General features: G+C 35.2%; 8 protein-coding genes and 1 pseudogene. 8 read left to right on the top strand and 1 reads right to left on the bottom strand.

Annotated features, from left to right (window positions below; all coding sequences use genetic code 11):
• Positions 1-11 precede the first annotated feature (11 nt).
• A complete protein-coding gene (locus tag A9G40_RS03225; protein WP_065581867.1) occupies positions 12-377 on the top strand; it encodes a hypothetical protein in 366 nt (121 codons plus the stop codon).
• A gap of 198 nt (positions 378-575) precedes the next feature.
• Positions 576-1196 carry a hypothetical protein gene (locus tag A9G40_RS03220; RefSeq protein ID WP_065581873.1) on the top strand — a complete coding sequence of 207 codons (621 nt, stop codon included), beginning with the start codon at positions 576-578 and terminating at the stop codon, positions 1194-1196.
• 148 nt (positions 1197-1344) lie between these two features.
• Here the strand turns inward: A9G40_RS03220 and A9G40_RS03215 are convergent, their stop codons facing one another.
• The gene (locus A9G40_RS03215; RefSeq protein WP_065581872.1) at positions 1345-2226 is read right to left on the bottom strand and encodes a LysR family transcriptional regulator; all 882 of its coding nucleotides are present in this window, start codon (positions 2224-2226) and stop codon (positions 1345-1347) included.
• Positions 2227-2330: 104 nt separating this feature from the next.
• Between A9G40_RS03215 and A9G40_RS03210 the strand changes: the two genes are divergently transcribed.
• The 6 genes and pseudogenes from A9G40_RS03210 to A9G40_RS03185 form a co-directional block, all read left to right on the top strand.
• Positions 2331-2915, top strand: a complete 585-nt coding sequence (locus A9G40_RS03210) for a cysteine hydrolase (RefSeq protein ID WP_065581871.1) — start codon at positions 2331-2333, stop codon at positions 2913-2915.
• An 11-nt stretch (positions 2916-2926) separates the two neighbouring features.
• Positions 2927-3952, top strand: coding sequence for a hydrogenase expression/formation protein HypE (gene hypE / locus A9G40_RS03205; protein WP_065581870.1), 1026 nt, complete (start codon positions 2927-2929; stop codon positions 3950-3952).
• Complete coding sequence (gene hypF / locus A9G40_RS03200) at positions 3924-6260, top strand: carbamoyltransferase HypF (protein ID WP_065581869.1); 2337 nt, start codon at positions 3924-3926, stop codon at positions 6258-6260. Before hypE ends, hypF begins: the two co-directional genes overlap by 29 nt.
• Positions 6261-6266: 6 nt before the next feature.
• Positions 6267-6962 (top strand): HAD family hydrolase, encoded by a 696-nt coding sequence (locus A9G40_RS03195; RefSeq protein ID WP_065581868.1) that lies wholly within the window; start codon positions 6267-6269, stop codon positions 6960-6962.
• A gap of 389 nt (positions 6963-7351) precedes the next feature.
• Positions 7352-7717, top strand: a complete 366-nt coding sequence (locus tag A9G40_RS03190) for a hypothetical protein (protein WP_065581867.1) — start codon at positions 7352-7354, stop codon at positions 7715-7717.
• A 198-nt stretch (positions 7718-7915) separates the two neighbouring features.
• Positions 7916-8144, top strand: a pseudogene (locus A9G40_RS03185) (hypothetical protein); the annotation flags it as partial.

Genomic DNA, 8144 nt, shown 5'->3' with positions numbered 1-8144 from the left:
GAGGTTGTTAAATGAATAAAATAGGAAAAGATGAATTAGTAGTTACCTCACTTTTATCTATGCTTTTGGATGATACACTTGAATATTATAAAATTCATTTAAGTGATCCGAGTAAATCTACAAACGATAATGATCCTTATGCAAGAGCAAGAAGTATTATCGCAAAGCTATCAGATAAAGACCAAGAAAAGATTTTTAATTTTCTGCGTATAGTAATGATAGATACAATGTCAACAATTTTTGGCACCATAGATGGTTCATGTTTTCCTCCTAATATTAGTGGTGATTTCATTCTTGAGTATGATGGAGATGAAATACAAGGTTCATTGCAAGATGAGTTAATTGCCAAAGCGGAAGAGATTGGTGTCTACAATTAATGAATTAATCATTTTCCCCCGATCTGCTAGTAGGCGAAAAACACAACAAACAGGGATAGACCGACTACTGTTATGATTGCACCAACAGAATTGAAGCGATTGCCATCAAAGATACTGGGAAATTCTGCTATACGATGATACCCCAACCTATTAGCGGGATCGAAAGCGTGTTCCTAAAAAAAGAGGTCGATGCTAATTATGGCTAAACGTGTTGTTTGGAAGAAAAATGATCTAGTCAATATCCAATTACGTGATAATTTATACACAATTGGACAGATGCTAACCAGCCCTGAAATGCGCTTTTATGATATTTTCAATTCAGATGGTGCATGGCAGAATTTAGATTTAAATAAAATAGAACCCTTGTTCAGCGTTTTTGTTGGGAATGTGATTAATAAGTCGTTAATTCAAGGGAAAATAAAATCCATTACAGTAATACCCAGTTCAAAGCCTAGCGAAAGATATTGGATTGATGCCTATACTATTTTGGATGGAGATCATTACAAAGGTGACAAATTTAATTTTCATTTTTTAGGAGGAAAATTAATAGATCTTGTTCCTGATGCTGATGGCATTTTAAGTACAACTAGAGCACCAATTATCAAAGAAGATTTAACGCTTCCACAAGATAGAAAGCTTATTGAACAATATGAGATGACTAATATGTGGGGTGATGTAGATTTACGAGACCGCCTCTGTCGCTATTTTGATACAGGTATTAACCGTGATGATCTGAAATTTGAAGTATTCCCTGATTTATGGGATGACAGAGAAAAATTGCGTCCCCTGACACGCCGCCTACCAGAACCACTTCGTTAAGCAGATAATCAAAAGAAAACGGAATTACCCTTTTTTATTTAACTGAATGATTATCAAAAAAACAAAGATAAAGAAACCAAAACCCCAACATAATTACCCCCCTTTTACTTTTATCATAGAGAATTTTCTACTTTTTTGCTGCACTATTTTAGGGGGTAGTTACAATTGTTTTAACCATTTCTAAAAACAGATCTCTTTTTTCATTACGAATCTTTGGGTTCCATACCATAGCAATATCCCACCCTGGTTGTTCAAATTCAGGGATAATGAGTTTAACGCCTTTCGGTAAAAAATGACGGACACTTGCCGGAACAAAGGCAACCCCATTTTTACCTGCAATTAACGCTAAAAGAGACGAAAGATCACTGGTGGCTGATACGGGATTTGAAAATATATTCATATGGTCAAGCATCATTTTAGTTTGTTCAGCCAAACAAGGTGCTAAGTTTGGCTTTATGTGCAATAAAGAGTGTGTTTCGATTACATAATTAAGATTAGAGGAATTAACTTCAACGTCAGCCGGCACAGCAAGAACGATCCGTTCCTTAGATAGAATTATTGAATTTAGAGAATCGTGTACCGGCATTCGAGCAAAGGCAATATCCAATTCACCTTGCATCAACATCTTAATTTGAGTACTAGATGGAATTTGTCTGGTAATAACTTCATATTCAGGATATTTATCCGAAAAGGCATGAATCCACTTAGGTACATTTTGGAATGACGAAATACCAAATCCAATTAATATATGGTTATGTGCATTCTTCTTAATATCACTGGCTGTGATAAAAAAATGATTGTAATACTTTAAAAGTATTTGCGCTTCGAGAAATATTTTTTCTCCAATATATGTTAATTTTGCTCCATTCCGACCTCTAATAAAAAGTTTCATTTCAATAATTCTTTCTAAAGCTTGAATTTGTTTTGTCAATGCAGGTTGAGTTATAAACAAAGCTTCAGCTGCGAGGCGGTAACTTTTAGTTTCAGCCAGTGTTATAAATGCTTTAAGCAGTCGGATGTCGATATTCATATCCATTCCAAATGTTTATCAATAACTGATTTTTTTTTCATTATACACAACTTCCTCAAATGTTTATATTTAAGAAAGTTCAATTTTGCATGGAGATAGACGTCATGCCCAAAGTAGCGTTATTAACTAATGATTTGCAATATGAATTTACCTACAAAATATCAAAATCACCTGAAGAACTGGAAGAAAAACTTACTAAATTTAATGAATTTTTAAACGGTATCAGGAATCTAAATCATCAAGTTATACATTTACAGTTGATTAATGATCCCAATGATCCAGCAGTGCAAAAAAGATATAAAAATCGAGAAGGTGGTATTCCAGCTTTAGCTGGAATACCAGAAAATCAGATATTGAAGACAATAAGTCATCCTTCAGATATTGTTGTAGTAAAAGGACGAGATACTGGTTTTTACAACAATGACCTTGATGGTATTCTAAAAAAACTTGGTGTTAATTCAGTGATTGTTACAGGCTTGCAAACTCATGTTTGTGTTCAAACAACGGCAGCTGATGCTTATTTTAGAGGGTACAATGTATGGGTTCCAAGTGATGGTGTTTTTGCTCCTTCCATAGATGATACCAATCGTGCTTTAGAATGGCTGGCAAATTATTGCGCGACAGTAGCTTCATCTTCTGAAATTTTAGCTCTTCTAGAGAAGCAAGATGATTTGCCGGAACGCAGTTAATGGAGCTAAAAATGAACATTATAAAGTCAAATGAAGAGGTTGTTGTTCTAGATCATGGTACTGGAGCAAAATTAAGTCGAGAGCTGGTTGAGAAAATTGCTTATATCCTCGATGATACTTATCTTGGAGCAATGGAAGATAGCGCATCATTAAATTTACCTACTAGCAAAGTTGCATTTACGACAGATTCTTTTGTCGTAACCCCTTTAATTTTCGGCAATGGTGATATTGGCAAAATTGCAGTGTGTGGTACTGTTAATGATTTGGCCGTAAGTGGTGCAAAGCCACTTTATTTAACTCTTAGTCTTATTTTAGAGGCAGGTATGCCAATGTCTGAATTGTTTAAAATCATTGAATCTATCCGCGATACCGCCAGATCTGCTAATGTCAAAATTGTAGCTGGCGATACTAAAGTTGTTGGAAAAGGCGAAGCTGATAAGCTTTTTATTAACACTGCCGGCATTGGGATATTTGAGCATTCACCTGTTTCAATCAAAAATGTAAAACCAGGACAGAAAATTATTTTAAGTGGATATATAGGGAACCATTCTATTCATTTATTATCAATGCGCGAAGGGTTGGGATTTGAACGTGATATACTAAGCGATTGTGCGCCTCTAAATCAAATGATTCAAGAGATATTTGATAATGTACCAGAAGGTAAAATTGCATCAATGAGAGACGTTACAAGAGGGGGGCTATCAGCTGTTCTTCATGAACATGCTCGTTCACAAAATTGTGAAATAGTTATTGAAAAAGCTGCATTACCAATTCAACTTGAAACAGCTATGGCCGCAGATATGTTAGGTGTGGATATCATCAATTTAGCCAATGAGGGCTGTTTATGTCTGTTTGTTGAACCTGATGCCGCGGAAAGTGTTCTCGCTATACTTAAGAGAAATCCTTTTGGGGAGAAAGCTGTAATTATTGGGGAAGTTATGCGAGTAGGACAACCAAAAGTTTGCATGATTGAATCTGACGGTACTCAAATTACTATTGAGGAATTATATGGTGCAGAACTTCCAAGGCTCTGTTGAGAAAGTAACCAAACGTTATCGTGTAAGCGGTATTGTCCAAGGGGTAGGATTTCGCCCCTTTGTTCATAGATTAGCCAAGAATTATGGCGTTAATGGATGGGTATTGAATGACTCTGAAGGTGTACTGATTGAATTACAATCATCAAATGATAATATTGCATTAATGATGAACGAATTAGTCTCAACGCCTCCTCCGCTAGCTCGAATAATAAATATAACAATAATAGATCAAGTTGATAATGAATGCTATCAAACATTTAGCATTAGAAAAAGTCTTCAGCTTGACCATATGAATACAATTATACCTCCTGATTCCAACGTGTGTAATGATTGTCTATCAGAAATGAGGGATTCTGAAAATATTCGTTACAGATATGCTTTTATAAATTGTACCAATTGTGGACCACGATATTCCATAATTAAAGATATGCCTTATGATCGTAGTCAAAGTACAATGAGTTCGTTTAAAATGTGTCCATCCTGTCAGCATGAATATAATAATATTGATGATAGACGTTATCATGCTCAACCAAATGCATGTCCGATATGTGGACCTGAACTAGAATTGGTTGATCATTCAGGCAAACCTATATCCACTGATGATATCGTCCGTTTTACTATTAAAGAGTTAAAAGAGGGCAAAATCGTTGCAATAAAAAGTTTAGGAGGATTTCATTTAGTAGTTGATGCATCAAATACTTCAGCAGTTAAAGAACTGAGAAAACGAAAGAAAAGAGATGCAAAACCCTTTGCTGTTATGGCTGAAAATGTAGATAACATCAACAATTTTGCGACCGTAGAGTTTGAAGAAAAAATTCTTTTGGAAAGCCCGCAACGTCCAATTGTGTTATTACAAAAACGTAAAGTTAAATTTTTGGAAGATGTTGCTCCACACAATCCAAATATAGGGGTAATGCTACCGTCCGCACCGCTACATTATTTGTTACTTGAAGACCCTACAATGCCTGTTTTAGTAATGACTAGCGGTAATTTATCAGGTTATCCTATCGTTTATGATAATAAAACTGCTGTAGAACAATTAGGTAAAATTGCAGATTACTTCATTTTAAACAATCGTGATATTCATACACGCGTTGATGATTCGGTTGCTCGTATTATGATTAATGAAAAAAAGGATAAAAACCAGATGTTATTTCTGCGCCGTTCAAGAGGTTATGCGCCTTACCCGATTCATCTAGCATATGAAGTTGGCTCAATTACTGCATTGGGTGCTGAATTGAAAACAACAATTAGCCTTTCAAAAGATAAACAAGTTTTTATGAGTCAACATATTGGTGATCTTAAAAATGACTTAACTTTCGACTCACATAAAGATTGTATTTCTCATTTAAAAAAACTTCTAGGTATAGAAACAAATGCTATTGCCTGTGATTTGCATCCAATGTTTCGTTCAACACGAACAGCTTTAAATCAGTTAAATACGAAAGTTATTCAGGTCCAGCATCATCATGCTCATATGGCTTCATGTATGGCTGAAAATGGATTATTGGGTCAAACTATTGGTGTAATCTTTGATGGGACTGGATATGGTACAGATGGGAGTATTTGGGGTGGTGAATTTCTAATAGGTGATTTTGAAAATTTTTCAAGAGCAGCTTGTCTCCGAACGATTCGATTAATCGGCGGAGACAAAGCCATTAAAGAGCCTTTACGCATTGCTGTATCTCTGTTGACAGAAACTTTTGGTGATAATTTTGATTTGCTTGATATACCAGCATTAAATTTGTTGTCTGAACAACAAAGGAATGTATTTACTAAAATGTCGGTACAAAAAATCAATTCAGCTGCAACAAGTAGTATTGGCAGACTTTTTGACGGTGTATCAGCGTTAATGGGAGTTTGCACTAACGTTGAATATGAAGGGCAAGCAGCAATTGAGTTAGAATCGCTTTTAGAACGCGATTTGCACATGGTTAAACCATTTAAGTTCAGACTTGAAGATAAGGATGGTCATATTGAAATTGATTATAGACCAATGATAAAAGAGATAACTTTTGCTCTCCTAAGCACAGAACCGAACTTGTCAGAAATTAGCCGGTGTTTCCATTCCACTATTGTAGAAATAATTAAAACTGTGTGTAAACAATTAGCTTCTAAGACAGGGTGTAATCAAATTGTATTAAGCGGTGGTGTTTTTTGTAATGAATTCATTCTCATGAATACAATAGATCATTTAGAAAAAATTGATTTAAAACCATACAGCCATAAATTAGTACCAACTAATGATGGTGGAATTTCATTAGGGCAAATAGTTGTTGCTGCACCTATTTTAAACTCAAAAGGATAAAAAATTATGAGTAATGCAAGAGAAAAAATTTCCGGTGTTTTATTTGATATGGATGGTGTACTTATCGACTCCAATACTGTTATTGAAGGAGCCTGGATTGAAGCCGGCGCTTTATACGGAATCAAAGTTACTGATAGTGATATAGTAAATCATATTCACGGCCAACCAGGACCGCACACAATAAAGGCGCTTTTTGGCCACCTGCCAATAGATGACCAAAAAAAAGTACAGGCCTATATTATTCATGCTGAAAATACTGCTGACTATGAGCCTATTCCCGGCGTTGCGCAGTTAATATTAGCTTTGTCAGCTGCAAAAATAAGAGTAGGAATAGTGACGAGTGGCTGGCGAGAAAAAATTGACAGGATCATGGATATGCTTCAGATTAAAGACTGTATTTCCGTGATTGTAGAGCGTGATGATGTGTCTCGTGGTAAACCATTCCCTGATCCGTATATTTTAGGTGCGAAACGTTTAATGCTACCTCCCAATAAAACACTGGTATTTGAGGACTCAATTAGTGGCGTTACCTCTGCTGTTGAAGCCGGTGCATATTGCGTAGGTATCGGAGAAACAATACTTATCAAGCATGGTGCTAAAACTGCAATAGCTAATTTTTTGGAAGTTAAAGTAAATAAACAAGATAATGGCGATTACAGTATCTCGTTGGATCGCGATCATGAAGTTTTTATAGAGAATTGATAAAGGAAATAAAAATAGAATCAAGAGCAAGATGTGCTGTTACTGTATTATTTTACAATGGATTTATAACTGGCGCTTGGGCGATTCAAATTGCATAATTTGCACCACGTTTTAATGTCACGGACGAAGTAATTGGTTATTTTATTCTTACTTTTGGTCTTGGCGCATTATTTATGATGCCTATATCCGGGATATTAATGTCTAAATTTGGGTCTCGTCAAATTGTGCAAATTTCGGTATTATTTGCACTATTAGCTAGAGATATACGTTAGCTAAAAAGAGTTTACCCACAAATACCCAATAGCGCTTTTCAGAAATTAATCACCAAAAATAAAGAAATATATCCAGAAATGAATACAGTAAAACCTAATGGAAAAGGAGGTTGTTAAATGAATAAAATAGGAAAAGATGAATTAGTAGTTACCTCACTTTTATCTATGCTTTTGGATGATACACTTGAATATTATAAAATTCATTTAAGTGATCCGAGTAAATCTACAAACGATAATGATCCTTATGCAAGAGCAAGAAGTATTATCGCAAAGCTATCAGATAAAGACCAAGAAAAGATTTTTAATTTTCTGCGTATAGTAATGATAGATACAATGTCAACAATTTTTGGCACCATAGATGGTTCATGTTTTCCTCCTAATATTAGTGGTGATTTCATTCTTGAGTATGATGGAGATGAAATACAAGGTTCATTGCAAGATGAGTTAATTGCCAAAGCGGAAGAGATTGGTGTCTACAATTAATGAATTAATCATTTTCCCCCGATCTGCTAGTAGGCGAAAAACACAACAAACAGGGATAGACCGACTACTGTTATGATTGCACCAACAGAATTGAAGCGATTGCCATCAAAGATACTGGGAAATTCTGCTATACGATGATACCCCAACCTATTAGCGGGATCGAAAGCGTGTTCCTAAAAAAAGAGGTCGATGCTAATTATGGCTAAACGTGTTGTTTGGAAGAAAAATGATCTAGTCAATATCCAATTACGTGATAATTTATACACAATTGGACAGATGCTAACCAGCCCTGAAATGCGCTTTTATGATATTTTCAATTCAGATGGTGCATGGCAGAATTTAGATTTAAATAAAATAGAACCCTTGTTCAGCGTTTTTGTTGGGAATGTGATTAATAAGTCGTTAATTCAAGGGAAAATAAAATCCA

The organism is Gilliamella sp. Nev3-1 (assembly GCF_001690435.1).
Classification (GTDB): Bacteria; Pseudomonadota; Gammaproteobacteria; order Enterobacterales; family Orbaceae; genus Gilliamella; species Gilliamella apicola_C.
This window is presented reverse-complemented; position numbering and strand designations above follow the sequence as displayed.

What these genes read in the sequence shown, in the direction of transcription:
- A9G40_RS03190 (WP_065581867.1), top strand. Translation starts at nt 7,352, where the DNA reads ATGAATAAAATAGGAAAAGATGAATTAGTAGTTACCTCACTTTTATCT.
- hypF (WP_065581869.1), top strand. Translation starts at nt 3,924, where the DNA reads ATGGTGCAGAACTTCCAAGGCTCTGTTGAGAAAGTAACCAAACGTTAT.
- A9G40_RS03210 (WP_065581871.1), top strand. Translation starts at nt 2,331, where the DNA reads ATGCCCAAAGTAGCGTTATTAACTAATGATTTGCAATATGAATTTACC.
- A9G40_RS03195 (WP_065581868.1), top strand. Translation starts at nt 6,267, where the DNA reads ATGAGTAATGCAAGAGAAAAAATTTCCGGTGTTTTATTTGATATGGAT.
- A9G40_RS03215 (WP_065581872.1), bottom strand. Translation starts at nt 2,226, where the DNA reads ATGAATATCGACATCCGACTGCTTAAAGCATTTATAACACTGGCTGAA.
- hypE (WP_065581870.1), top strand. Translation starts at nt 2,927, where the DNA reads ATGAACATTATAAAGTCAAATGAAGAGGTTGTTGTTCTAGATCATGGT.
- A9G40_RS03225 (WP_065581867.1), top strand. Translation starts at nt 12, where the DNA reads ATGAATAAAATAGGAAAAGATGAATTAGTAGTTACCTCACTTTTATCT.
- A9G40_RS03220 (WP_065581873.1), top strand. Translation starts at nt 576, where the DNA reads ATGGCTAAACGTGTTGTTTGGAAGAAAAATGATCTAGTCAATATCCAA.